The sequence below is a fragment of the Paraburkholderia acidisoli genome (assembly GCF_009789675.1).
In the GTDB taxonomy this organism is placed as follows: domain Bacteria; phylum Pseudomonadota; class Gammaproteobacteria; order Burkholderiales; family Burkholderiaceae; genus Paraburkholderia; species Paraburkholderia acidisoli.
On the sequence record NZ_CP046913.1, the window covers coordinates 855,909 to 880,890 of the forward strand.

The following is a 24,982-nucleotide window of genomic DNA, read 5'->3' on the forward strand; positions in this document are numbered from 1 at the left end:
CCACCACTGAGCCAGCAACCGGGGAATGACCATGAAGACTCGCCACACCACGAAGCCGCTGTCGACACGCCTGCGCCGCGGCGCGACTGTTGCGCTGCCGCTCGCGCTCGCGCTGCTCGGCGCGACGGCCACGCTCGGCGCGCGCGATGCGGCCGCGGCCACCGTCACGTCGAACCCCGCGGAGACCGTGCAGATCACGAGCGCGAAGAGCGATCCGCTGCCGCTGTACGCCGCGCCCGGCGACGCGCAGCCCGTGACCACGACGCACGTGGCCGGCCTGCCGTGGGACGTGCTCGAATCGCAGAAGCAGTTCTTCCGCGTGAAGCTCGACGGCAAAAACTATTGGGTCGACGGCATGAGCGTGCATCTGAGCCGCGCGGTCAAGGCGAAGTGCGAGAAGTCGGCGGGCGGCGCGATCAACGCGGCCGATCTCGGGGCGTCGACGAACCGCTGCCAATGAGCGCGCGCGCACAACGCCCGGGCGAGCGCCGGGCAAGGCAGGGCCGGCCGCCGTTGCTGCGCGCCGCGACCGCCGTGCTCGCGGGCGCCGTCGCGCTGGCGCTGTCGTCGTGCGCGACGATGCCCAATTCGCTTTCGTCGATCTCTTCGCTGTCTTCGTCGCTCAGCGGCGGTCCGGACAAGCCCGTGGTGAAGACGGCGGGCGAGCTGCCGCCGCCTCCGCCGCATACGTGGCCCGACGCGAAGCAGGATCTCAACGATCATCGCGCCGACGGCTGGGGCCTCGTGGCGATGCCCGAGATGGAGCAGTACCTCAACGGCCTGCTGCACAAGATCCAGGTGGCCACCGGCACGACCGACTGGCCCGTGAGCGTGCACGTGACCTCGGACACCGCGCTCAACGGCAGCTCGACGGCGGCGGGCCACATCTACGTGTCGCTCGGCTGGATCATGTCGGCGGAATCGGAAGACGAGATTTTCGCGATCCTCTCGCACGAGTACGGCCATATCTATCTGAATCACTACGCCGTGTACGACGTGCGCAATGCGGGCGACGCCTCGGCGATACTCGCGAGCGTGACGTGGTCGGTGGTGAATCGCCACGTGGTCGATCGCGGCTGGAACGGTCTCGACAAGATCGCACTCGTGCAGAGCATCGGCACCTCGGTGCTGATTCCGGCCTGGCAGCGCAGTATCGAGGAACAGGCCGACCTGTTCGGCGCGACGGTGAGCCTGCGCTGCGGCTACTCGTACTTCTACGGCTTCAAGGCGTTTCTCGAACGCATCGACAGCTACGACACCGCCGCGAAGGAGCGCGACCAGAAGCTGCAACAGGCGCAGGACGACGCGGCGCGCGCGAAGATCCGCGCCGACACCATCGCGAAGCTGCCGAAGAACCAGGCGCAGGCGCTGGCGGCGGCTTCGGCCACGCCCGCGAGCGGGGCGTCGGCCACGGTGGCGCAGGCTCCGGTGGCCGCGAGCGGTGCCGCCGCGCCGCAACAGCCGTCGAGCATCGCGCAGGCGTTTCAGGGTATCGACGAGGCGCTCGCGAAGCTCAACGCGGGCGTCGCGCAAGGGCAGGTGAGCCTGAATACCGGCGCCTTCGACGCGCAGCGCATGCTCGACCAGGCGGTGGCGAAGGGCATGGCTTCGTTGCGCGACACGCACCCCGAGGGCGCGGCGCGCGAGGACGATCTGAGCAAGGCGGTCGCGAGCCTGACCGCGGGCAAGCGCCCCGACGCGACCACCGCGCCGTGGGACGCCGCGCGCAACCAGCGGCACACGAAGGAGGTGCTCGCGCACTACGCAATGCTGAGCGACATCGACATGCTCGAGGCGCAGCGCCGCTATCCGGAGGCGTACAAGCTCGCGCAGAAGGCCGCTTCGGGTTCCACCGCCAACGACGCCGCGCCGGACTTCTATCTCGCCAACGCGCAGTCGCTCGCGCACGCCCGCTCGAACGAGGCGCCCGCGCAGGTGCTCGCACGCAACCTCAAGTCGCCGGAACGCTCATGGCGCTTGCAGGTGACGCTCGCCGAGGCCATGCAGACGAGCAACCGCGCGCAGGCGCGCAGTTTCCTCGAAAGCCAGTTCGCGTATTTCGGCGAGGCGCCGAAGACGTGGCCCGACATGATCGCGTTCTATCGCGACACGGGCGAGGTGCAGCGCGGCAAGCAGCTCGCGCTCACGTGCGGCATGAAGTACGCCGACTATCGGAGCGCGTGCGGCAACGCGAGCATGACGCCCGCCGAGCTGGCGGAGATGAAGGCGAAAACCGACGCGCACGCGAAGATGATCGTCGATAACGTGTCGCATCGCTTGTTCAGGCAGTGAGCGCGCGACGATGACGGGCGGCGTGCCTCGCACGGCGCGCCGCCCGCATCGACGCAATCTCAACGCCGCTTGCGCCCCGGCTCAACGGAACGGATTACGCTCGTTCAGCTCGTGCACGTAGGCGTGGATGTGGTTCGTCTCGCTTTCGAGAAAACGCGCCACGGCGTCGGCGAACGCGGGGTGCGCGAGCCAGTGCGCCGAGCGCGTGACCGTGGGCAGAAAGCCGCGCGCCATCTTGTGCTCGCCCTGCGCGCCGCCTTCGAACACGTCGAGTTTTTCCTCGATGCAGAATTCGAGCGGCTGGTAATACGCGGTCTCGAAGTGCAGGCAGGGCACGTGTTCAATGGCGCCCCAGTAGCGGCCGTAAAGCGTGCCGCCCTTGCCGCCGGGGCCGCGCTGCCAGACCACGAGCGAACTCGCGATGGGCTTGCCTTCGTATTCGGCGATCACGAGCAGCAGGTTCTCGGGCATCGTTTCGCCGATCCGGCGAAAGAAGTCGAGATTCAGATACGGCGACGAAAAGTGCTCGCGGTACGTTTGCCGATAGCACTTGCTGAAGAAGCGCCACTCGGCGTCGCTGATCTCCTCGCCGCGCACGCGCCGCATCGTCACGCCGGCTTCCCGCACCTTGCGGCGTTCGGCGCGAATATTCTTGCGCTTCTTCTGTTCGAGCGTGGCGAGAAACTCGTCGAAGTCGCGATAGCCGTTGTTGAGCCAGTGGAACTGCACGCCTTCGCGCTCCATCATGCCGAGGTCGGTGAGCGTGGCGGCGTCTTCTTCGGTCGGAAACAGCACGTGCAGCGAGGAGACATCCGCCTGTTCCGCGAACGCGAGCAGCGTGGCCGCGAGATGGCGGCGCGCGTGGGCGTTTTCGGCCATGAGGCGCGTGCCCTGCACGGGCGTGAACGGCACGGCGCACAGCAGCTTCGGGTAGTACTCGAGGCCGTTGCGCTTGTAGGCGTCGGCCCAGGCCCAGTCGAACACGTACTCGCCGTACGAATGGCCTTTGAGATAGACCGGCGCGGCGGCGGCGAGGCGGCCCGTGCGCGCGTTGGTGAGCGTGACGAACTGCGCGCCCCAGCCCGCGTCGGGCGCGGCGCAGCGCGTGGCGTCGAGCGCCGCGAGAAATTCGTGGCGCAGGAACGGCGTGGGCTGCGCCTGGCTGGCGAGCAACGCGTTCCATTCGGCGGCGTCGACCTCGGACGGTGAGGCGAGAATGCCCGTGCGATAATCGATAGGTTCCTGATTCATGCGTGCCCGTTGGCGTGAAGGCGGCATCCCGGCATCGGCCTTTCGGTGGATCGGCGACGCCGGCGCTTGCGGCAAGCGGTCATGGTAAAGCAAACGCTACGCGCGCGCCGTGCCGCGCAATGTCCGCGCCGCCCGCCCTCCAGACCAACGGTCGTCATCCGTCGTCACCGGTTATCGAAATGAAAGAGCGCTTCTTCAATCTCTATACGCACGGTTTCGCGCGCGTGGCTGTCGGCGTGCCGCGCTGCCGGGTGGCCGATCCCGCCTTCAACGCGAACGCCACGCTCGCGCTCGCGCGCGAGGCGGCGGCGCAGGGCGCGGTGCTCGTGGCCTTTCCCGAACTCGGGCTTTCGGCCTACACCTGCGACGACCTGTTCCATCAGCAGGCGCTGCTCGACGCGTGCGAACAGGCGCTCGCGCAAATCGTCGAAGCCTCGGCCACGCTGCCGCTCGCGCTGCTCGTCGGCTTGCCGGTGCGCGTGGGGCATTCGCTCTTCAACTGCGCGGCGGTGGTCGCGGGCGGGCGCGTGGCGGGCGTCGTGCCGAAGAGCTATCTGCCGAACTACGGCGAATTCTACGAAGCGCGCCAGTTCAGTCCGGCCGCTTGCGCCGACCCGGCGAGCGTCACGAGCGTGCGCCTCGCGGGCGCGGATGTGCCGTTCGGCGCCGCGCTGCTGTTCGACGTGCCGCAGGTCGCGGGGCTGCGCTTTCACGTGGAAATCTGCGAAGACGTCTGGGTGCCCATCCCGCCTTCGTCGTTCGCGGCGCTCGCGGGCGCTTCGGTGCTGGTGAATCTCTCCGCGTCGAATGTCGTGGTCGGCAAGGCGGGGTATCGGCAGCAACTCGTCTCGCAGCAGTCGGCGCGCTGCCTCGCCGCGTACCTCTACACCTCGGCGGGCCAGGGCGAATCGAGCACGGATCTCGCGTGGGACGGCCAGGCGCTGGTGTGCGAGAACGGCGAACTGCTCGTGCAGTCCGAACGTTTTCTCGACGACTCGCACCTCATTTATGCCGATGTCGACGTCGCGCGGCTTCAACAGGAGCGCATTCGCCAGACCACGTTCGGCGACTCGATCCGCCGTCATGCCAGCGAAATCGCGAAGTTCCGCGTGGTGACGTGCGAGTTGCCGCAAACGGGCGCGTGGACGCGCGAGACGCTTGCGCTGTCGCGCCGCGTGGAGCGTTTCCCCTACGTGCCCGCCGACCCGAAGCGGCGCGACGAGCGCTGCAACGAGGTCTACAACATTCAGGTGCAGGCGCTCGTGCAGCGGCTGTCGCAGGCGAACCTCAAGAAGGTGGTGATCGGCGTCTCGGGCGGGCTCGATTCCACGCACGCGCTCCTGGTGTGCGCAAAGGCGATGGACCGGCTCAAGCTGCCGCGCGCCAACATCCTCGCGTACACCATGCCCGGTTTCGCCACCAGCGAGCGCACGCTGCGCCAGGCGCGCGAACTGATGGCGCTGGTGGGCTGCACGGCGCGCGAGATCGACATACGCGAAAGCTGCCGCCAGATGCTCGCCGATCTCGGCCATCCGTACGCGCAAGGCCAGGAAACCTACGACATCACCTTCGAGAACGTGCAGGCCGGCGAGCGCACGAATCACCTGTTCCGGCTCGCGAACTTCAATCACGCGATCGTGATCGGCACGGGCGATCTGTCCGAACTGGCGCTCGGCTGGTGCACGTATGGCGTGGGCGATCACATGTCGCATTACAACGTGAACGCGAGCGTGCCGAAAACGCTTATCACGCACCTCGTGCGCTGGGTCGCGGAAACCGGCCAGATCGGCCAGAACGGCGAGAGCGGCAGCGACGTGCTCGAGGCGATTCTCGCCACCGACATCAGCCCGGAGCTGATTCCGGGCAAATCGGACGGCGCGCCGGAGCAGAAGACCGAAAGCACCATCGGCCCGTACGAATTGCAGGACTTCAACCTCTACTACACGCTGCGCTTCGGCTTTGCGCCTTCGAAGGTCGCGTTCCTCGCGCATCACGCGTGGGGCGACCGCGAGCAGGGCGCGTGGCCGGAAAACGCCAGGGTGGCGCGCAACGCCTACGATCTCACGGCCATCAAGCGCAATCTGCGCATTTTCCTCGACCGCTTTTTCCGCCAGAGCCAGTTCAAGCGCAGCTGCATTCCGAACGCGCCGAAGGTGGGCACGGGCGGCTCGCTCTCGCCGCGCGGCGACTGGCGCGCGCCGAGCGATTCCGAGTCGACGGTCTGGCTCGCGGAGCTGGACGGCGTACCCGAAATGGCACCCACTGCGGCGCCCGCTGCGGCGGCCGCGCCTCCCGCAGCGTAAAATCACCTTACGTTCTGAATTTTTCGCCAGTTTTCCGCTAAACCGGATCAATCCAATTACGAGACGAGGATCGCCATGAAACGCATTACTGCCGTCATCAAACCCTTCAAGCTCGACGAAGTGCGCGAGGCGCTCGCCGAAGTCGGCCTCACCGGCCTGACCGTCACCGAAGTCAAGGGCTTCGGCCGCCAGAAGGGCCACACGGAGCTGTATCGCGGCGCCGAATACGTGGTCGACTTCCTGCCGAAGGTGAAGATCGAAGTGGTGGTCGCGAACGAGCAGACCGATCAGGTCATCGACGCGATCATCGGCGCCGCGCGCACGGGCAAGATCGGCGACGGCAAGATTTTCGTCACCGAAGTCGAGCGCGTGATCCGCATTCGCACGGGCGAGGAAAACGAAGCGGCGGTGTGAGCCGCGCGATCAGCCACGCAACACCCGGCATCACCCAAAACAAAAGGGACGGCGCAACGGCCGTCCCAGCAATAAAAAACGGTGCGATACCCTTTCGGACACCGCACCGATACGCGCCTCTCGCAGCAGCGTGAAAACTTTGATGTAGCTGTTCTTGTCTACACCCGGTTCAAATTAGAACGAGTGCTGAATGCCCGCGTACACGCCCGACTGGCTGTGACCCAGCAGCGGGTTGCCCGTCGAAGCCGACGTGCCGTAGTTGTTGGCGTTCAGGCCGAAGTTGGCTGCCTTGCTGTTCTGCACCGTGGCGACCTGGAAGTCGAGCAGCGTGCGCTTCGACAGGTTGTACGAACCACCAACCGTGTAGAGCGTAGCGTTGCCGCCGCCGTTGTTCGCGTTCACGTGGTAAGCCGCGGCGATCAGCGCTGCCGCCGGCGTCATTTGCCACGTCACGCCGCCCCATTCGTGATCGAGCGTGGTCGGCAGACCGACCGGCACGCCGTTCATGCCCGACGTGCGCAGGGCTTCGTAGCCGCCCTGGATCTTGAACGGACCGAGGAACACGTTGACCATGGCCATGTAGTCGCGCGAGAACGCGAACACGCCTTGACCCGTGTTGCCGGCGTTGATTGCACCCGTGTACGCGCCGCCGAGCTGGCCGTTCGCGTTGCGGATTTCGTCGTACAGACCGCGGATCTGGAACAGCGAGTTCGTGTAGGTCAGCTGGACACCGTCTTCACGGCCAGCGTTCCATTGCGTCGAGTTCGAGAACGAGTACTGACCGTACACGTCGAAGCCGTACCAGTTCGGCGATTGGTACGAAATGTTGTTGCTCGATTGCGGCCAGTTACGACCACGGACCATCGAAGCCGACGACCAGTTCGATTGACCGAACGGGTCGAAGTCCCAAATGCCGTTCGAGATGAACAGTTCGCGACCGAGCAGCAGCGTACCGAACTGATCGTTCGACATACCGACCGTCGCCCAGCGATTCCAGATCGAGCCTGCCGAGCCGAGCGAACCGGTCGCCGTGCTGAAGCTGCCTTCGAGGTGGAACAGAACCTTGTTGCCGCCGCCGATGTCTTCGACGCCCTTCATACCCCAGAGGCTGGTGCCCCAGTAGCCGCTTTCAAGCTGGACCTGGCTCGAACCATGGGTAGCCGGACCCGTCGAGGTGCCACCAGCGCCGATGCCATTCATGTAGGCAATGCCAGCGTCGAGGCGGCCGTACAGCGTCACGCTGCTTTGCGCATGCGCGATCACGCCAGCCGACATCAATGCTGCGGCGAGCAAAGCTTTCTTCATTTTCTCCTCCATACCCTGTCAAAGAGTCAACATTCTTAGTACTGCGAAAGACGTCCGGGCGCCGCTCAGGCGCTGCGAACAGAAATCGTCGCGAGGGAGAATTGCCCCGAGGACCGGCGTACGGTTTGATGCCGCTGCATGACCTTGGACGGTCATCTTGCAGATCCCCTGGTTGACTGGCATCTCCCGTTCTTTTTGAAGTGAAACTACTTTTATCGAACTTTGTTTTGCTACTTTGGTTACTAATTTAGCAAAAAAGGTTCGCGCTGGCGAACTAATTCGCGACGGCGCGGCGGGATGTCGCCAAATTGCAATATGGGCATCCTGGATGGTGGTCAGGGAGGCCGTGCAAAATGGCTCAAAGCCTTATGCATCAAGGGACTCACGTTACTCGCGCACCTAAGTTCAGGATTGCCACTATTGACGGCGGAAAAGGCGAGGAGTAATGCGAAAAACGCGCTTTTCGAGGCCGAAAAGTCGTGTGACGAAGGCAAAAAGAAAAGGCGCTGAAAGCGCCTTGAAATACTACTTTTACTACATCCGTCAGAGCGGACCGTGCTGTTGCGATCGTTTTGCGATCGATGCCCGGGCTACTTGAGGCTGCCCGACAAAAATTGCCGCAGACGGTCGCTTTTCGGGTTGGCGAACACCTCGGTGGGCTCGCCTTCCTCTTCCACGCGGCCCTGATGCAGGAACATCACGTGATTGGAAACGTTGCGCGCGAAACCCATTTCGTGGGTGACGACGATCATCGTGCGGCCTTCTTCGGCGAGCTTCTGCATGACCTTGAGCACTTCGCCCACGAGTTCGGGGTCGAGCGCGGAAGTCGGTTCGTCGAACAGCATCACGTCGGGGTGCATCGCCAGCGCGCGCGCAATGGCCACGCGCTGCTGCTGACCGCCGGAAAGGTGCGAGGGATACTGCTTTTCCACGCGCGGCGCGAGGCCGACCTTCTCCAGATACTCGCGCGCGCGGTCTTCCGCTTCCTTGCGCGCGAGGCCGAGCACGTGCACGGGCGCCTCGATCACGTTTTCGAGCACCGACATGTGCGACCACAGGTTGAAGTGCTGGAACACCATCGCGAGCTTGGTGCGCACGCGCTGGAGCTGCTTCACGTCGGCGGCTTGCAGCGCGCCCGTGCGCTTGTCGGCTTTCGTGACGACTTCCTCGCCGTCGACGAAGATGCGCCCCGAGTTGGGCTGCTCGAGAAAGTTAATGCAACGCAGCATCGTGCTCTTGCCCGAACCCGACGAGCCGATCACGCTGATCACGTCGCCGGCGTTCGCCTTCAGCGAGACGCCTTTGAGCACTTCGTTGTCGCCGTACTGCTTGTGGATGCTGTCGACGAAGAGTTTCTGCTTCTGGGAATTCATCAATGGACCTCTTGCGGGCTTACTTGCCTTGCGGTCGCAGGTACGCGAGCCAGCGGCGCTCGGCCTGGCGGAACAGCCACACGAGCGTGAACGAAATGATCAGATACAGCACGGCGGCGATGCCGAACGCGCCGAACGACTGGTACGTGGCCGAATTCACGTCGCGCGCGATCTTCAGGATGTCGGGCACGGTGGCCGTGAACGCCACGGTTGTCGCGTGCAGCATCAGGATGACTTCGTTGCTGTAGTAGGGCAGCGCGCGGCGCAGGGCCGAAGGCAGGATCACGCGCCGGTACAGCGTGAACGGCGACATCCCGTAGGCGCGCGCCGCTTCGATCTCGCCGTAGGGCGTGGCCTTGATGGCGCCCGCGAAGATCTCGGTCGTGTATGCGCAGGTGTTGAGCGTGAACGCGAGCAGCGTGCAGTTCATGCCGCTGCGAAAGAACAGGCTCGTGACTTCGTGATTGCGGATGATGTCGAGGCTATAGAGGCCCGTGTAGCAGAGCAGCAGCTGCACGTAGAGCGGCGTGCCGCGGAAGATGTACGTGTAGAGCCACACGAGCCCGGCGAGCCACTTCTTCTTCGAGACGCGCGCGACCGCGAGCGGCACCGAAAGGCAGAAGCCGAGCCCGATCGACACCACGAGCAGCCACAGCGTGATGGCGACGCCCGTGAAGTGGTAGCCGTCGGTGTAGAGGTAGTTACGCCAGTACTGCTGGATCAGATTGACAAGGTCTTGCATGGTCTTGGCCTCGCGCGATTCTTATAGATCCGCCTTGCGCACACCGGTGGAGTAGCGCTTGTCGAGATACATCAGCACGAAGTTCGAGACCGTGGTGATGACGAGATAGATCGCGCCGGCGAGCAGCGTGAAGAAGAAGAACCGCAGCGTGCCCTTGCCGGCGTCCTGGCTGGCCTTCACGACGTCGGCGAGACCGATGATCGAGACGAGCGCCGTGGACTTCACGAGCACCTGCCAGTTGTTGCCGATGCCGGGCAGCGCGAAACGCATCATCTGCGGAAACATGATGCGCGTGAACACCTGCCAGTTGGTCATGCCATAGGCGTGGCCCGCTTCGAGCTGGCCGCGCGGCACCGCGAGAAACGCGCCGCGGAAGGTCTCGGTGAAATACGCGCCGTAGATGAAGCCGAGCACGACCACGCCCGCGAGGAACGGGTCGATGTCGATCTGATCCCAGCCGAGCATGTCGGTGAGATCGTTCAGCCAGATCTGGATGCTGTAGAACAGCAGCAGCATCAGCACGAGATCCGGCACGCCGCGGATCAGCGTGGTGTAGAGCGTGCCCGCGCCGTGCGCCGCGCGGTTTTTGGAGAGCTTGGCCGCCGCGCCGATCAGCCCGAGCACGAACGAGAGCACGAGCGACAGCACCGCGAGCTTGACGGTCTGCCAGGTGCCGGCGAGGATCAGCGGGCCGTAGCCTTGAAGAAACATGGGCGAGTCCTTGACGGGGCGCCTGCGCGCTCCGCGAAAAGGGTGCGGCGCAAAACTGCCGCGGTTCAAATCCGTTCCTGCGCGCGCGATTCGCGAAAACCCGCGCGCGGTCGTGACATCGAAGGGTGAGATCGATGCTTGCTGCGATTTCACTGCGAGACGGTAGCTGCGAAAACCGTGCAGCGGGCGCTCTCGCGCGCCTGTGACTCTATACGAAGGCCCGGGCGGGTCCATCGGGGCTCGCCCCGGGGGCCGCGGCGCTTGCCGCTCGTCCCATTGGCCTTCTCATTTGCGCTTGTCGATGTCGAAGTCGAAGTACTGCTTCGCGATGCGCTCGAAGGTGCCGTCCGCGTGGATCGAGGCGAGCGCGGCATTGAACTTCGCCTTGAGGTCGGCGTCCTGCTTGCGCAGGCCGATCGCGGTGCCTTCGCCGATCGTTGCGGGATCCTCGACTTCCGGGCCCGCCCAGGCGAAGCCCTTGCCGCGCGGCGTCTTGAGGAAGCCGTAGTCGGCCTGGACCTCGTCTTGCAGCGTGGCGTCGAGCCGGCCCGAGATCAGGTCCTGATACACCTGATCCTGGTTCTGGTACGAGATCACGTTCACGCCCTGCGGCGCCCAGTGCGCCTGCGCGTAGGCTTCCTGCGTTGAACCCTGCTCGACGCCCACCTGCTTGCCCTTGAGCGAAGCGGGCGTGGGCCGCAGCGGCGAACCGGCGCGCGCGAGCATGCGCGCGGGCGCGTCGAACATTTTGTCGGAGTAATCGATCTGCTGGCGGCGCGCCGGCGTGATCGTCAGCGACGAGACGATCGCGTCGAACTTGCGCGCCTTCAAGGCACCGATGATGCCGTCGAGATCGCTTTCGACCCACACGCACTGCACGTTCATGCGTGCGCAGAGCGCTTTCGTGAGGTCGACGTCGAAGCCGACGATGCGGCCGTCGCGCGCTTTCGACTCGAACGGCGGATAGCTCGCGTCCACGCCGATGCGCACGGTCTTCCAGTCTTTCGCGGCGGCGCCGCCCGCGATCAGGGCGAGTGCCACGCACACTGCAAACTTCTTCATCTTTCTCCTGTCGGCGCGCGGCGCTTGGGGTAGCGCGGCCGGCGCTCCTGCGGTCCGGTTCGTGGCCGGTGGCCGCCATTCTAGGCGATCAAAAATGCGGGTCGTAAGACGCGAGGCGCCTCGTGCCGTGCGGTGCCGGCGCGGGTGTCGCGCGGCCGCGTCGGCGGCGGTACTGCGCCGGCCACGTACGCTGGCCGAAAAGCGCGGTATTTTACCCGAAGCGCGGGGGGGCGCCAGTCTGTCGGAAATCGGCTGTTGCGCGGGCGCTCAATGGAGACGCGGTGGCAATGGGATCGCAACGGGATCGCCACGTTAGCCACGTCGTGGCGACGTGAGGGCCGCGCCGTCGTGGTGCGGCCCGCCAGCCCATTGGTGCCGCTGGTGAAACGCTGCGGTGCGGGGCCGCCAGGTTGTGCGCGCGGCCCGTCGCCCTTACCTTCGGACATCGACAAAAATCTCCGGAATCACCGCCGGAACCCACAGGAGAATCGCATGTTCGCCATCCGACGCGCCGACGAACGCGGCCACGCCAACCACGGCTGGCTCGACAGCTTCCACAGCTTTTCGTTTGCCGATTACTACGACGAAGCGCACGTGCATTACGGCGCGCTGCGCGTGCTCAACGACGACCGTATCGCGGGCGGCGGCGGCTTTGGCGCGCACGGCCACCGCGACATGGAAATCGTCACCTACGTGCTCGCGGGCGGCCTCGCGCACCGCGACAGCATGGGCAACGGCTCGACCATCCGTCCTGGCGACGTGCAGCGCATGAGCGCCGGCACGGGCGTGATGCACAGCGAATTCAACGCCTCGAAGGAAGAGGAGGCGCATTTGCTGCAGATCTGGCTGCTGCCGCGCGCGCGGGGCGGGGCGCCCGGCTACGAGGAAAAGCGTTTCGCCGATGCCGACAAGCGCGGGCAATTGCGCCTGATCGCCTCGCCGGACGGCCGCGACGGCGCGGTGACGGTGCAGTCCGACGCCTCGATCTACGCGGCGCTCCTCGACGGCGAGGAACGCGTGGATTACGCCGTGCCGCCGGGCCGCCGCGTGTATCTGCACGTGGCGCGCGGCGCGCTGGAGATGAACGGCCAGCGCCTCGAAGCCGGCGACGCCGCGATGCTCGAAGCCGAGCCGGCCGTGACGCTCGCGCACGGCGCGGCCGCAGAGGTGCTGCTGTTCGATCTCGCCTGAGCACGGTCCGCCGCTCGCCGCCCGCCGCTCGCCCGCGTAGCGGCCAGGCGGCAAGCGGTAAACGACGAAAACGCCGCGGAGCCTGACGCTCCGCGGCGTTTTTCGCCAGGATCGGCCTCCAGGAGGCCGGATCGGCGCGATTTTGCTGCCTGGACTACGTGACAGCGGCGACTGCCATTACCGCGATTACTGCGCGGCCGGTGCCGAAGCGGCGCCCGGCTTGGCGCCCTTGCGGTGCTGTTCCCAGCGCTGACGCATCTTCTCGTGACGCTGTTCCATCTTCGCGAAATGCTCCTTGAGCGCCGTGCTGACGGTCGTCTTCTGCTGGTCGTTCAGGCCGTTGTAGAAGTCGAGCCATGCCTGCTCGGTCTGCTCGCGCAGCTGGTGATTCTGCTGCTCGGCTTGCTCGCGCGCCGCGTGCATCGCGTTCAGGTCGAGAATCGGCTGGTTCTTCATTGCGTCGAACTGCTGCTTCATCTGCTCGTGGCTCTTGTGCATGGCTTCGCCGTTCTGCTTCATCGTGTCGAGCGCGGCTTGCCACTGCTTTTCCTGCGCGGCGTTCAGGTTCAGCTTGTCGTGCAGCTTTTTGGCGCCGAACATGAAGCCCGGGCCGCCGGGACCGCCGTGGGGGCCGCCGTGCATCATGCCCGGGCCGCCCGGGGGCGGCGGGGGCATTTGCGCGTCGGCGGTGGTGGCGACGCCCACGGTGAGGGCGAGCGAGGCCGCTGCAATGGCGAGAAGGCGCGAAGTCGTCTTGTACATGGTGATGCTCCTGACAAATCCATGAGGGTTTTATCCGGTCTGTCGCGGTGCTGTGTAAGGGTTGCCGCAACCGGTGTCCCTAGCGTATCGAGCGCCCGGCGGCCTCGTGTTACGCGGGCTCGCCGTGTCATTACGCGACATTACGCACGCCTTTCGCAGTAACACCTCGTAACCCTGGACGCGGCGCTGTAAGCAAACGGCTAGCTCGCGCGCGTTACACTGCGTCCCATGGCTACTCAAATTCTGGTCGTCGACGACGACCTCGAACTACGCGACCTTCTGCGCGACTATCTGGCGCGCCAAGGTATGGAAGTGTCGGTGCTGCACGACGCGGGCTCGCTGGAACGGCGGCTCGAGCGCGAGCGCCCCGACCTGATCGTGCTCGACCTGATGATGCCGGGCGTCGACGGCCTCACCGCGCTGCGCAAGCTGCGCGCGTCGGGCGACGACATCCCCGTGATCATGCTGACGGCGCGCGCCGACGACGTCGACCGCATCGTCGGCCTCGAACTGGGCGCCGACGACTACCTCGGCAAGCCGTTCAACCCGCGCGAGCTGCTGGCGCGCGTGCAGGCGGTGCTGCGCCGCCGCCGCACGCTGCCTTCGGCGGCCGCGCCCGAGCAGCGCGAACCGTATTCGTTCGGCCGCTTCACGCTCGACTTCCAGTCGCGCACGCTCCAGCAGGAAGGCAAGCCCATCATGCTGTCGGGCAGCGAATTCGCGCTCCTGAAGATTTTCGTCAATCACCCCATGCGCACGCTCACGCGCGAGCGGCTGCTCGAACTGCTGCACGGTCCCGAGTACGACGGCACCGACCGCGGTATCGACGTGCAGGTGTGGCGTCTGCGGCGCATTCTCGAATCCGACCCGTCCACGCCGCGTTTCATCCAGACCGTGCGCGGGCGCGGCTATGTCTTCGTGCCCGACGGCGAGCAGGGCAACCATGCGCCGGCCGGTTGATTCGCTGTTCGGGCGGCTGGCGCTGCTCTTTATCGGCGTTCTGCTGATCTCGCATGTCGCCTGGTTCTCGCTGATCCGGCTCGAACACAACCAGATGCAAACGCGCTACGCGGTCGAGGAAGCCGTCTTCCTCGTCGACGCCGTGCGTCAGCACATCCAGCGCGAGCCCGACCAGCCGCTGCCCTCGCGCGTGCAACTGGTCGATCCGGCGAACGGCGAGGTGCCGGTCATGCCGGCCAGGCTGCCCGAACCGCTCGTGCGCTTCATCGAAGACGTGCGCGACCGCATGCCGCCCGGCGCCGACGTGCGCATCGGGCCGCCGGGCCGTCCGCCCACGCTCTGGGTGCGCGGTCCGCAGGACGCGCGCTGGATCGTCGTGCCGGTGCAGCCGCTGCGTCCCATGCGTCCGCTCGACCGTCTGATCCCGTGGTTCGTCATCATTTTCTCGGCGGCGCTGATCGCGGCGCTGGTGGCCGCGTGGATGCTGCAACAGCCGCTGCGCCTGCTGGCTCAGGCCGTGGGCCGCTTCGGCCGCGGCCAGCCGGTGCCGCCGGTGCCCGAGCGCGGGCCGCGCGAGCTGCGCCAGCTCACGCGCGGCTTCAACACCATGGTCACGGAAGTCGAGCGCACGGAAAAAGACCGCGCGGTCATGCTGGCGGGCGTCGCGCACGATCTCAAAACGCCGCTCGCGCGCCTGCGCCTGCGCGCCGAAATGATGGACGAAGCGCGCATGCGTGACGGCGTGGTGCGCGACGTCGAGTCGATGGCGCATATCGTCGATCAATTCCTCGTGTTCGCGCACGACGGCGCCGACGGCAGCGAACCGGTCGACGTCGACGAGCAATGCGCGCGCATCGCACGCAACTATCGGGCGAATCTGGCCACCATGGGCGCCGAGGCCATGGCGATCGAAACCCAGCTGCACGCGGGCCCGGACTTTCGCTTGCCGGCGGCCACGCTCGAACGCCTCGTGTCGAATCTGCTCGACAACGCCCACGCGTACGGCGCGCCGCCCGTGGTGATCGAAACCTCGCGGGGCGCGCAGGGCTTCGTGCTCACGGTGCGCGACCACGGCACGGGCATCTCCGACCAGGATCTGGTGCAGGCGAGCCGGCCGTTCGTGCGGCTCGATCCGGCGCGCGGCGGCAACGGTCATAGCGGGCTCGGGCTCGCCATCGTCGAGCGGCTCGTGCGGCGCGCGGGCGGCGAACTCAAGATCGGCAACGGCGCGAGCGGCGGTCTGGCCGTGCAGATGACGTTCGCGTTCGACGTGGTCGCGCGCAATATCTCCGAGGCCGCCCAGGTCTGGCAGGCCGCGGGCGCGCACTAACCCGGCGGCGAGTTGCACATCCCGCGGCGAGAAGCAGAATAAAAGTGGGATGGAGGCGGGAGAGGTGGACCGGCGCTCCCGCCGGAGTTGGCACACACGGCGCCGCAGTCGCGGCGCCTTTCAAGCTAAACCGGAGGCTGAATCCGGTGCCAACGTCTTGGGCTGGCGATGATCGACGCCCGGCTCGAACACCGTCACGCCGATAACACTCGCGTCGATCAGCCTTACGCCGAGAACAGCGTGTCGAGCGCGCCGGCCGCTTCGTTGTCGACCGTGTTGTAGGTCACGCTGTCGGCTTCGAAGATGTAGTGCGTCGTGTACTTGCCGAGGCGGGCAAGAATCTCTTCCTGAATCAACTCGGGCGCGGCCTCGAGCTTCAGGTACCACGCGGTCGATGACAGGCGCGTCTGGAACGCACCGTATTCGACCATCAGCTGGTCGAACGCGAGCGCATCCTGATCGCGGCAGACAATGACCAGATTTCCCTTCATGCATGCCTCCAGATATGAGCGGTACACCGATATGGCGCGGTTTGGTTCATGTGCGCCGCATCGCGCGGCGCACACCGTCTGCCCCATGATACCGCGCCCGGCCCGATCCCCCGCGCCAAGGCTGACACATCGAAGGGCCACAACGAGACTTGCCGCACAGAACGGGCGGAGAGGAACGACCGCGTATCCGCCGTTTTCGGGCCCGGCGTTCACCACGTGGGCGCGGCGGCGCGCGGCGGCACGGCGCCCTCGGCCGTCATCGCCTCGCTGCGGTCGCGGCCGCCCGCCTTGGCCATGTAGAGCGCGAGATCGGCGCGGCTCATGAGGCGTTCGGGTTGATCGTTTTCGGCGGCCAGTTCGGTAATGCCGATGCTCACGCTCAGCGCCGCGTCGGCGGGCAGGTCCGCGCAGGCGCGCCGCGCCACCTGCTCGCGCAGGCGGTCGATCACGGCGTGGCCCGTGGCGAGCGCGGTGCCGGGCAGCAGAATGCCGAACTCCTCGCCGCCCAGGCGGCCCACGGCGTCGTCGGCGCGCAGTTCGGCGCGGCAGGTTTCCACGAAATGCTGAAGCGCGCGGTCGCCGGCCGGATGCCCGAAGCGGTCGTTGATCTGCTTGAAGTAATCGAGATCGGCGATAGCCATGCACAGCGGCTGGTGCGCCGCATAGGCCGTGTCGATCTCGCGGCGCAGCAGGTCGAGAAAGTAACGCCGCGAAAGGGCGCCCGTGAGCGCGTCGTGGCGCGCCTCGGCGGCGAGTAGCGCGTTCGCGGCCTGCAACTGTTCGGCGAGGTCGCGGCTCGCGCGGTGCAGGCGCTTCTCGCGAACCCACGACACCGAAACCACGGCGGCCAGCGCCGCGATGCCTTCGAGCGTCAGAAAAATCAGCAACTGGTCGCGCCGATGATTCGCCAGCAGTTCGGGCCACGCGTTGAGCGGATCGACGAGATGCGCGGATAGCCCGGAATTGAGGCCGCCGCGCTCCTCGTACAGGGCGGGCCCCTGTTGTCCCGGCAGATCGACCATGCGCGCGGCTTCGGCGGCGGGCATCCAGGGCGCGTCGCTGGTCGCGGACCGCGCCGCCGAACGCAGCGACAATTCCGAGAAGCGCTCGCGCAGGTAGGTGTTCACGCGATCCACCGCGTTCATTTCGGCGACGTGCGAGCCGGGCAGCGCGAGCCCTTCGAGCGCGCTGTCGTGGGCCATGATGACCACGCCGTTGTTGTCGGCGACGAAGGTGCCCGGATGCGCGACCCAGTGGCGCAGCCGCGCGATGCCGACCTTGGCCACCACGGCGCCGACCAGCAGGCCGTTGTCGTAGGCGGGCGCGGCCACGAAGATGCCGGGCTCCCCGCTCGCGGTACCGACGCCGTAGTTTTCGGAGAAGGCGCCGAGCAGCGTGTCGTTCAGATAGGCGCGCGGGCGCATGTCGATGCCCACGTAGGAGATTTTTTCGAGCGCGTTGCTCGAGGCGATGCAGATGCCGTTCGCGTTGACGAGCCAGATGGCGTCGAGGCCCGAGAAGCCCTGGGCGTCGTGCAGGAAACGGTTGACCGCGGCCAGATCGGGCACGGCCTGCAACGCATTGCGTCGCGCCAGTTCCGTGACGCCGTGCGACGCGGCATAATCGCCGGCCTCGGTGAGGGCCTGTTGCACGACGCGGGTTTCGGCCATCGTTGCGGGAATGGCGCGCGACATGGCCAGATCGCTCGCGATCACCTCGGCCATGTTGTCGACGACCGAGCGCGTGATCTGCCGCTGCGCGCCGAGCGCGGCGTTCAGTTCCTGGCGCACCTGGCGGTCGGCGATCCAGCCTGCCGCCATCCAGCAGACGAGCGTGACCACCACGACCCCGATGGGTCCGGCTGCCTGACGCAAGAGTCTCCTGTTCATCGGCCTTCTGAGTCGAGAGTGGGCGTTGGGGATGCGCAACGCACGCGCAACGGGCACGCTTCGCCAGCGAATCGCGAAGCCGTGCGCCAGGTAAGGCGCGTGACGATTTTACCCCCCGAAACGCGCCGGCGATCCTGGCGTTACTGCGGGCGCGCGCCGCGTGGCAAGGCGAAGCGGCGCGCCGCAGGTGCGGCAGGGGAGCGGGTCTGCAAGCGCTGTGCCGTTTTTACGGGGCCAGGCGGGTTTCGACGGCGTGACACAGTGGGTGTTATAGGCGCGCGCTTAGCTTGGGAATTGTGGCGCGCGCGCGACGCTCGATGCTGTGATTGGCGGCGGCGTTCGCGCTGGCTTCATCAAGTTGTCACCGATGCGTCACCACGATGACGTGCGCGCGTCCGGTGCAGGCGGTCGTTCGCGTATGGACGCGCGCTGGCGAGAAAGCCGCCGACAAGCCGTCTCGAAGGCGTCCGAAAGCGGCTAGAAAGCCCGTGTGGCGGGGTTTTCACGGTTTTGCGCAAGACGGCGCCAGGCGCCCGGCGCGTGGTTGTATCTGTCACGAAGGTTGTAGTAGTGTCGTGCCGTTTTCTTCCAGGGCAATTCTTTCAGGCAAGCCTGCGGGAGCGGCGGTGGCGTGCGAGCGCCGCTGTCGTGTCATCAACGCCAACGAATTTTCTGTCCATGCGTCTTGCCTTCTCCGCTCCGTGTTTCGCGAGCTTCGCGGCCTTCGTGCCTCCCGCGCCCCGGCGCTGCAGTGCAGGTTCCCGTGCGGAGCGCGTCTAAATGGACTTCGGCTTCAACCTGAATCGCACGGCCAACGTTTCGGCGTGGCGCGTGCTGCCCAATCGCTGGGACTTCGTCGCGTTTCCGCTCATCATCTGCCTGATCGCGATGGCGGCGGTGGGCTTTCACGAGACGATGGCGCCCATCGCCGTGCTCAAGGCGCAGCCAATCTCGCTCGATCCCGCGCATCTGCCCGAATACGCGATGCGCACCACGCTGCGCATGCTCGCGGCCATGGTCGCGTCGCTCGTGTTCACGCTCGTCTACGGCACGCTCGCCGCGAAGAGCCGCCGCGCGGCCGTGGTGCTCGTACCGATTCTCGACATCCTGCAGTCGGTGCCGGTGCTCGGCTACATCTCGTTCACGGTCACGTTCTTCCTCGCGCTGTTCCCGTCGCGCGTGCTGGGCGCCGAGTTGGCCGCGATCTTCGCGATCTTCACGAGCCAGGCGTGGAACATGACGTTCAGCTTTTACCAGTCGCTGCGCACGGTGCCGCGCGATCTGGACGAAGTCTCGCGCGGTTTCCACCTCACGGGCTGGCAGCGTTTCTGGAAGCTCGAAGTGCCGTTCTCGATGCCGGGCCTCATCTGGAACATGATGATGTCGATGTCGGGCGGCTGGTTCTTCGTGGTGGCTTCGGAAGCCATCACCGTGGGTAACAACACGATCACGCTGCCGGGTATCGGCGCGTACCTGGCGCAGGCCATTGCCGAAAAGAACCTGCACGCGATCGGCTGGGTGATTCTGGCCATGGTCGTGGTGATCCTGGCGTACGACCAGTTTCTGTTCCGCCCGCTCGTGGCGTGGGCCGACAAGTTCCGCATGGAGAACACGAGTTCCGGCGACGCGCCCGAGTCCTGGCTGCTCGATCTCGTGCGCCGCACGCACCTGATCCACCAGCTGCTCGTGCCGATGGGCTGGTTCATCGCCACGGCCGCGCGCCTGCCGCTGCGCGTGCGACTGCCGAAATCGCTGCCCGTGGTGACCGCCGCGAGCAAACGCTCGCGTCTGGGCGACATCGTCTGGGCCGCCTGCGTGATCGCGCTCACGCTGTTCGTGCTCTGGCGCGTCGTGAGTTTCGTGCGCACGGGCGTGACGCTCGACGAAGTGGGCCACGTGCTCGTGCTCGGCCTCATCACGCTGCTGCGCGTGGTGGTGTTGATCGCCATCGCCTCGGTGATCTGGGTGCCGCTCGGCGTCTTGATCGGCCTGCGCCCCGCGCTCGCCGAGAAGATCCAGCCGCTCGCGCAGTTTCTCGCGGCGTTCCCGGCCAACCTGCTGTTTCCCGTGTTCGTGATCGTGATCGTGCGCTTCGGCCTCAATCCCGACATCTGGCTGTCACCGCTGATCGTGCTCGGGACGCAGTGGTATATCCTGTTCAACGTGATCGCCGGGGCGAGCGCCTATCCGAACGACTACCGCGAGGCGGCGAAGAACTTCCGCATTCGCGGCTGGCAATGGTGGCGTCAGGCCATGCTGCCCGGCATCTTCCCGTACTACGTGACGGGGGCGATCACGGCTTCGGGCGGCGCCTGGAACGCGAGCATCGTCGCCGAATTCGTGCAGTGGGGCGACACCAGGGTGGTCGCGCACGGGCTCGGCGCGTATATCGCGCAGATGACCGCCGCCGGCGACTATCCGAAGATCATTCTCGGCATCGCCGTGATGTCGCTGTTCGTCACGCTGTTCAACCGCCTGCTGTGGCGTCCGCTCTACACGTACGCCGAGTCGCGTCTGCGGCTCGACTGATGAAACCGAAGGATCGAAGGTAACGCGATGCAAAACCCCAAGACGCTGACCGCGGCGCACGGCGACGTGCAAACGGCTCCGAACCCGCCGCGCCTCGGCGACGAAATCCTGAACGTGAAGGACGTGTGCCGCGGCTTCAACAAGTCGCAGGGCGAGCTGCTGGTGCTCGACGACGCCAACCTCCAGCTGCGCGAAGGCGAGATCGTCGGGCTGCTCGGCCGCTCGGGCTCGGGCAAGTCCACGTTGCTGCGCATCATCGCCGGGCTGATTTCGCCTACATCGGGCGACGTCACCTGGCGCGGCAAGCCGCTCGACGGGCCGGCCGAAGGCGTGGCGATGGTGTTCCAGACCTTCGCGCTGTTCCCGTGGCTCACGGTGCTGCAAAACGTGGAGGCGGGGCTCGAGGCGCAAGGCGTGGCGGCGCGCGAGCGCCGCGAGCGCGCGCTGGCGGCCATCGACCTGATCGGTCTGGACGGCTTCGAAAACGCCTACCCGCGCGAGCTCTCCGGCGGCATGCGCCAGCGCGTGGGCTTCGCGCGCGCGCTGGTGGTCGACCCGATGCTGATGCTGATGGACGAACCGTTTTCGGCGCTCGACGTGCTGACCGCCGAAACGCTGCGTACCGACCTGCTCGATCTGTGGACGCAAGGCCGTCTGCCGATCAAGTCGGTGTTGATCGTCACGCACAACATCGAGGAAGCCGTGTTCATGTGCGACCGCATTCTCGTGCTGTCGTCGAACCCGGGCCGCGTCGTGGCCGAGATCAAGGTGCCGTTCAAGCATCCGCGTAACCGTTTGGACACGGCGTTCCGCAAGCTCGTGGACGACATCTACGCGAAGATGACCGCGCGTCAGACGGGCGAGTCGACCAAGAAGGGTCTCGAACTCGGCAGCTGGCTGCCGCGCGTCTCGACCAACCTGATGGCGGGTCTGATCGAAACGCTGGCCGCCGCGCCGTACCACGGCCGCGCCGACATGCCGGAAATCGCGCGCTCGCTGCATCTGGAAGTGGACGAACTGTTCCCGATCGCCGAAGTGCTGCAGAACCTCGGTTTCGCCGACGTGCGCGAGGGCGACGTGCTGCTCACGCCGCCCGCGCGCGTGTTCGCGGAGTTCGGCACGCAGGAGCGCAAGATGATGTTCGCGGAACATCTGCTGCGCCACGTGCCGCTCGCCGCGCGGATCAAGAAGGTGCTCAACGAGCGGCCGGGGCATCGCGCGCCGCGCGTGCGCTTCGAGCAGGAACTCGAAGACTTCCTCTCCGACGGCGCCGCGGAAGAAACGCTCGACACGGTGATCGACTGGGGCCGCTACGGCGAGATCTTCTCGTACAACGACCAGTCGGAAATCTTCAGTCTCGAAGACGTGGAAAGCTGATCGCGCGTTGTTTTATCGGCGTTATCGTCAGTGCCAAAGAAAACGGTCGCCGCGGCGACCGTTTTTCATATCGGCAAAAGCTACGCTTATTGCAGCGTGCCCCAGCGCTCCACGGCGGGTTCGGCCGTCGCCCATTTCCAGCCCGACTGATCCTGGCACGTGCTCGCCGAGAACCATTGCGAGGGCGAGTCGGGCTTGTCGCCATCCTGCACCGAGAACACGAACTCCTTGCACAGCGCGAGCGCCGACGAGAACGCGCGCGTCACACGCACCTCGCCATGGCCGTTCTCGACCGGCAGCGTGTGCTTGATGCGCCACGAGTCGGTGCCGCCCACGGGCAGGCGTCCGGCCGTTTCGGCGATCAATTCCTGCTGGTCGGCGTGCATGCTCTTCATGAAGCGAGCGACGGCTTCGTCGGTGGCGGCCTGCACGGCGATGCCCACGCCGATCCCCACGGCGGGATTGGCCGTGGCGATGCCGGTCGCGGCGGCGGCAGCCGCGCCGCTGGCCGCGCCGATCGACGAGCAGCCGCTGGTCGCGAACGCGACGCCCGCGCACAGCGCGGCGAGCGCGAGCAGCGTGGGCGCGCGCGAACGCGGCCCGCGCGCGCGCGGCTCCTGCGGTTCAACCGTGGCGGTGCTCATTGCAGGGCGCCCCAGCGCGCGGTGGCGGGTTCGGCCGACGCCCACTTCCACGTTTCGCCGTCGCGGCACACCGAAGCCACGTAGAACGCGCTCGACGCCGCCTTGTCCTTGGTCGCGTCGTGATCGACGGAGAACACGATTTCCTTGCAGTCGAGCGCGCCCGTGCTGATCGCGCGGCTCACGGTCACGCGGCCATGCTCGTCGTCCTCGATCTTGAACGAATGCGTGATCGACCACGGCGCGACGGCGCCCACGTCCAGCGGACCGGCCACTTTGGCGATGCTGTCCTGCGTGTTGGTGTGCACGACGCGCTCGGAGTACTGCACGCCCGCCTTGGCAGCGGCCACGGCGCCGAGGCCGATGCCGGTGGCGACGGCGGCGTTGCTCGTTACTTTCGAGGCGATGGCGGCACCGCCGATACCGGCCGCCGTTTGCGCGCCTTCGGAGTAGAGCGAGCTACAGGCGGAACACGCGAGGCTCGCGGCCGCCGCGAGCAGCGTGAGCGACAGCGTGCGTCGTCGGCGCGGTGCTGCGGACGGTTGGGGTGCGGAGAGGGACGGCGTGGCGATCGTTGCGGCGATCCCGCGCGCCGGCGAAGGCGCACCGGGCGCCCGGGCACTTCGTTCTTGCATGATGGTTTCCTGCTGCTGATGCTGCCGCCAATTCCTGCCGGTTGCGCGCGTTTGGCCGCGTTAGACGGACGTTCAAAGCGCGATGGCCGCGCTCACGTGCTGCGGATTGTGCAGCATGCGATTGTTAACGTGCAGAGGAGAAGTGCAAGAAATTGCAAAAGCGCGTGCGCCGCTCAGGGTTATCTGATTGGCGCACGCGCTTTTCACGCGCGGCGCGGTGCATAAAGGCTTACGCCGCACCGCGCGACGTCAGGCGACTGTCAGGATTCGTCGGGCGTGTCGATGTCGCCGGCGAGGTCCGCACCGGCGTCGCCGAGATCGCCGCTGATTTCGCCACCTTCGCCGTCGTCGGCGCCGTAGCTGCCGAGCCGGTTATAAAGCGTCTTGAGGCTCACGCCGAGCGTGCGCGCGGCGAGCCGTTTGTCGCCGCCGCAGTACTTGAGCGTGCCGAGGATGATCTGCTTTTGCGCGTCGGCGAGCGGCGTGCCGATCCAGACGCTCATCGCGTCGCCCTGCGTAACGGGCTTCTTCACCTTCGGCACGAGCTGCGGATGCGCGATCTCGACCTGCTTCTCCGCGAGGATGAACGCGCGGTACACGGCGTTCTTCAGCTCGCGCACGTTGCCGGGCCACGACCAGTTGCGCACGGTTTCGAGCGCGCGCTTGCTGAAGACCTTTTGCGTGCGTTCCTGCGCGTTCAGCTCGTTGAGGAAGTGCTGGGCGAGCATTTCGCGGTCGCGCTCGCGCTCGCGCAACGGCGGCGCGCGCAGCGGAAACACGGCGAGGCGATACATCAGGTCTTCGCGCAGTGCGTTGTCCTTCACGGCCGTGACGGGATCGCGATTGGTCGCGGCGATGATGCGCACGTCGCCCTGGATCGCCTGATTGCCGCCCACGGGAAAGTATTCGCCGGTCTCGAGCGCGCGCAGCAGTTTCACCTGATGCAGCAGCGACATTTCGGTGATTTCGTCGAGAAACAGCGTGCCGCCGCGGGCGTGCTCGAAGTGGCCGTCGCGCGCCTGCACGGCGCCTGTGAAGCTGCCTTTCTCGTGGCCGAAGAGTTCGGCTTCGATCAGCTCGTCGGGGATCGCGCCGCAGTTCACGGCGACGAACGGCCCGTCGCGGCGCTCGCTGTGCGCGTGGATGGTGCGGGCGATCAGTTCCTTGCCCGTACCGGATTCGCCGACGATGAGCGCAGTGGCCTCGGTCACGGACACGCGTTCGATCTGCGCATACAAGTCCTGCATGACCACCGACGAACCGTACAGCAAACCGTACGACTCCAGACCGGCGACGCGCACGTCGGCGGGCGGTTTGCCGGCGTTGCCGGATTTTTTGTTGGCGGCGGGCGAGCCCGGCTCGATTGACGCCATAAGGATTTCGTCCTGCAAAGGTAGTGCGGGCGTGGGGCGCTGCGCGCGGGCGCGCGGCGACGGCGAAACGGCCCGGCGATCCGAAGGCTGGCCGTCCAGGACTGGCGCGGACGGTGCCGCGCCGACGGCCGCGAGGTTTTCATCTCGTAACATTTAACCACTCTCGCGCATAGGTGAGCAATGGACCCGGGCGGAACGCGCGCGGAAGTTACGCGGCGGCGCGGCATGCGGGGTCAGGTTTCGCGCGCCACGCGGGGGGAAATTCTCAGCGCGCACAACGCCTTACCCCTGTATTGCCGCTGCGTCGCGCTGCGAGCCCGAGTCGTCTTCGCTGGCAGTGCAGCAATTTAC

Annotated in this window: 21 protein-coding genes; 9 read left to right on the top strand and 12 right to left on the bottom strand. The window is 66.4% G+C overall.

The features are described 5' to 3' along the window. Window positions 1-31 precede the first annotated feature (31 nt). Together FAZ98_RS03665 and FAZ98_RS03670 are read left to right on the top strand one after the other, a co-directional pair. Window positions 32-460, top strand: coding sequence for a hypothetical protein (locus FAZ98_RS03665; protein ID WP_158948877.1), 429 nt, complete (start codon window positions 32-34; stop codon window positions 458-460). Continuing rightward, window positions 457-2,292: a M48 family metalloprotease gene (locus FAZ98_RS03670; protein WP_158948879.1), complete on the top strand. Its 1,836-nt coding sequence runs from the start codon at window positions 457-459 to the stop codon at window positions 2,290-2,292. The genes FAZ98_RS03665 and FAZ98_RS03670 overlap by 4 nt, the downstream gene beginning before the upstream one ends. An 81-nt stretch (window positions 2,293-2,373) precedes the next feature. Here FAZ98_RS03670 and FAZ98_RS03675 read toward each other — a convergent pair whose 3' ends face one another. After that, on the bottom strand, window positions 2,374-3,543 hold the full coding sequence (locus FAZ98_RS03675; protein ID WP_158948881.1) for a GNAT family N-acetyltransferase: 1,170 nt from the start codon (window positions 3,541-3,543) through the stop codon (window positions 2,374-2,376). Window positions 3,544-3,722: 179 nt separating this feature from the next. Between FAZ98_RS03675 and FAZ98_RS03680 the strand changes: the two genes are divergently transcribed. Then, entirely contained in the window at window positions 3,723-5,846 is a 2,124-nt protein-coding gene (locus FAZ98_RS03680) for an NAD(+) synthase (protein WP_158951857.1), read from the top strand. Between the two features lie 75 nt (window positions 5,847-5,921). Next, window positions 5,922-6,260: a P-II family nitrogen regulator gene (gene glnK / locus FAZ98_RS03685; protein WP_158948883.1), complete on the top strand. Its 339-nt coding sequence runs from the start codon at window positions 5,922-5,924 to the stop codon at window positions 6,258-6,260. 174 nt (window positions 6,261-6,434) lie between these two features. On the opposite strand, the gene FAZ98_RS03690 is transcribed toward glnK, so the two are convergent. The 5 genes from FAZ98_RS03690 to FAZ98_RS03710 form a co-directional block, all read right to left on the bottom strand. Next, window positions 6,435-7,565, bottom strand: a complete 1,131-nt coding sequence (locus tag FAZ98_RS03690; protein WP_158948885.1) for a porin — start codon at window positions 7,563-7,565, stop codon at window positions 6,435-6,437. A 590-nt stretch (window positions 7,566-8,155) separates the two neighbouring features. Then, complete coding sequence (locus tag FAZ98_RS03695) at window positions 8,156-8,938, bottom strand: ABC transporter ATP-binding protein (RefSeq protein ID WP_158948887.1); 783 nt, start codon at window positions 8,936-8,938, stop codon at window positions 8,156-8,158. 19 nt (window positions 8,939-8,957) lie between these two features. Then, window positions 8,958-9,680, bottom strand: a complete 723-nt coding sequence (locus FAZ98_RS03700; RefSeq protein ID WP_158948889.1) for an ABC transporter permease — start codon at window positions 9,678-9,680, stop codon at window positions 8,958-8,960. Between the two features lie 21 nt (window positions 9,681-9,701). Further along, window positions 9,702-10,391: an ABC transporter permease gene (locus FAZ98_RS03705; RefSeq protein ID WP_158948891.1), complete on the bottom strand. Its 690-nt coding sequence runs from the start codon at window positions 10,389-10,391 to the stop codon at window positions 9,702-9,704. Between the two features lie 285 nt (window positions 10,392-10,676). Further along, window positions 10,677-11,453 (bottom strand): ABC transporter substrate-binding protein, encoded by a 777-nt coding sequence (locus FAZ98_RS03710; protein WP_158948893.1) that lies wholly within the window; start codon window positions 11,451-11,453, stop codon window positions 10,677-10,679. A gap of 492 nt (window positions 11,454-11,945) precedes the next feature. Here FAZ98_RS03710 and FAZ98_RS03715 point away from each other — a divergent pair, with 492 nt between their 5' ends. Continuing rightward, window positions 11,946-12,644 (top strand): pirin family protein, encoded by a 699-nt coding sequence (locus tag FAZ98_RS03715; protein ID WP_158948895.1) that lies wholly within the window; start codon window positions 11,946-11,948, stop codon window positions 12,642-12,644. Between the two features lie 186 nt (window positions 12,645-12,830). On the opposite strand, the gene FAZ98_RS03720 is transcribed toward FAZ98_RS03715, so the two are convergent. Then, the gene (locus FAZ98_RS03720; protein ID WP_158948897.1) at window positions 12,831-13,406 is read right to left on the bottom strand and encodes a periplasmic heavy metal sensor; all 576 of its coding nucleotides are present in this window, start codon (window positions 13,404-13,406) and stop codon (window positions 12,831-12,833) included. Window positions 13,407-13,634: 228 nt separating this feature from the next. Here FAZ98_RS03720 and FAZ98_RS03725 point away from each other — a divergent pair, with 228 nt between their 5' ends. Together FAZ98_RS03725 and FAZ98_RS03730 are read left to right on the top strand one after the other, a co-directional pair. After that, on the top strand, window positions 13,635-14,366 hold the full coding sequence (locus FAZ98_RS03725; protein ID WP_158948899.1) for a response regulator: 732 nt from the start codon (window positions 13,635-13,637) through the stop codon (window positions 14,364-14,366). Beyond that, a complete protein-coding gene (locus tag FAZ98_RS03730; protein ID WP_158948901.1) occupies window positions 14,350-15,696 on the top strand; it encodes an ATP-binding protein in 1,347 nt (448 codons plus the stop codon). The genes FAZ98_RS03725 and FAZ98_RS03730 overlap by 17 nt, the downstream gene beginning before the upstream one ends. A gap of 224 nt (window positions 15,697-15,920) precedes the next feature. On the opposite strand, the gene FAZ98_RS03735 is transcribed toward FAZ98_RS03730, so the two are convergent. Together FAZ98_RS03735 and FAZ98_RS03740 are read right to left on the bottom strand one after the other, a co-directional pair. Continuing rightward, window positions 15,921-16,187, bottom strand: a complete 267-nt coding sequence (locus FAZ98_RS03735) for a double-stranded DNA-specific endonuclease (RefSeq protein WP_158948903.1) — start codon at window positions 16,185-16,187, stop codon at window positions 15,921-15,923. A gap of 209 nt (window positions 16,188-16,396) precedes the next feature. Further along, window positions 16,397-18,076, bottom strand: a complete 1,680-nt coding sequence (locus FAZ98_RS03740; protein WP_158948905.1) for a sensor domain-containing diguanylate cyclase — start codon at window positions 18,074-18,076, stop codon at window positions 16,397-16,399. A gap of 780 nt (window positions 18,077-18,856) precedes the next feature. On the opposite strand from FAZ98_RS03740, the gene FAZ98_RS03745 reads away from it, so the two are divergent. After that, on the top strand, window positions 18,857-20,605 hold the full coding sequence (locus FAZ98_RS03745) for an ABC transporter permease (RefSeq protein WP_158948907.1): 1,749 nt from the start codon (window positions 18,857-18,859) through the stop codon (window positions 20,603-20,605). Window positions 20,606-20,632: 27 nt separating this feature from the next. Further along, window positions 20,633-21,982 carry an ABC transporter ATP-binding protein gene (locus tag FAZ98_RS03750; protein WP_158948909.1) on the top strand — a complete coding sequence of 450 codons (1,350 nt, stop codon included), beginning with the start codon at window positions 20,633-20,635 and terminating at the stop codon, window positions 21,980-21,982. A gap of 86 nt (window positions 21,983-22,068) precedes the next feature. On the opposite strand, the gene FAZ98_RS03755 is transcribed toward FAZ98_RS03750, so the two are convergent. From FAZ98_RS03755 to FAZ98_RS03765, 3 genes are all read right to left on the bottom strand, one after another. Continuing rightward, complete coding sequence (locus FAZ98_RS03755; RefSeq protein WP_158948911.1) at window positions 22,069-22,626, bottom strand: hypothetical protein; 558 nt, start codon at window positions 22,624-22,626, stop codon at window positions 22,069-22,071. After that, complete coding sequence (locus FAZ98_RS03760) at window positions 22,623-23,258, bottom strand: hypothetical protein (RefSeq protein WP_233272655.1); 636 nt, start codon at window positions 23,256-23,258, stop codon at window positions 22,623-22,625. Before FAZ98_RS03760 ends, FAZ98_RS03755 begins: the two co-directional genes overlap by 4 nt. A 260-nt stretch (window positions 23,259-23,518) precedes the next feature. After that, window positions 23,519-24,631 (bottom strand): sigma-54 interaction domain-containing protein, encoded by a 1,113-nt coding sequence (locus FAZ98_RS03765; RefSeq protein ID WP_158948913.1) that lies wholly within the window; start codon window positions 24,629-24,631, stop codon window positions 23,519-23,521. Window positions 24,632-24,982 lie beyond the last annotated feature (351 nt).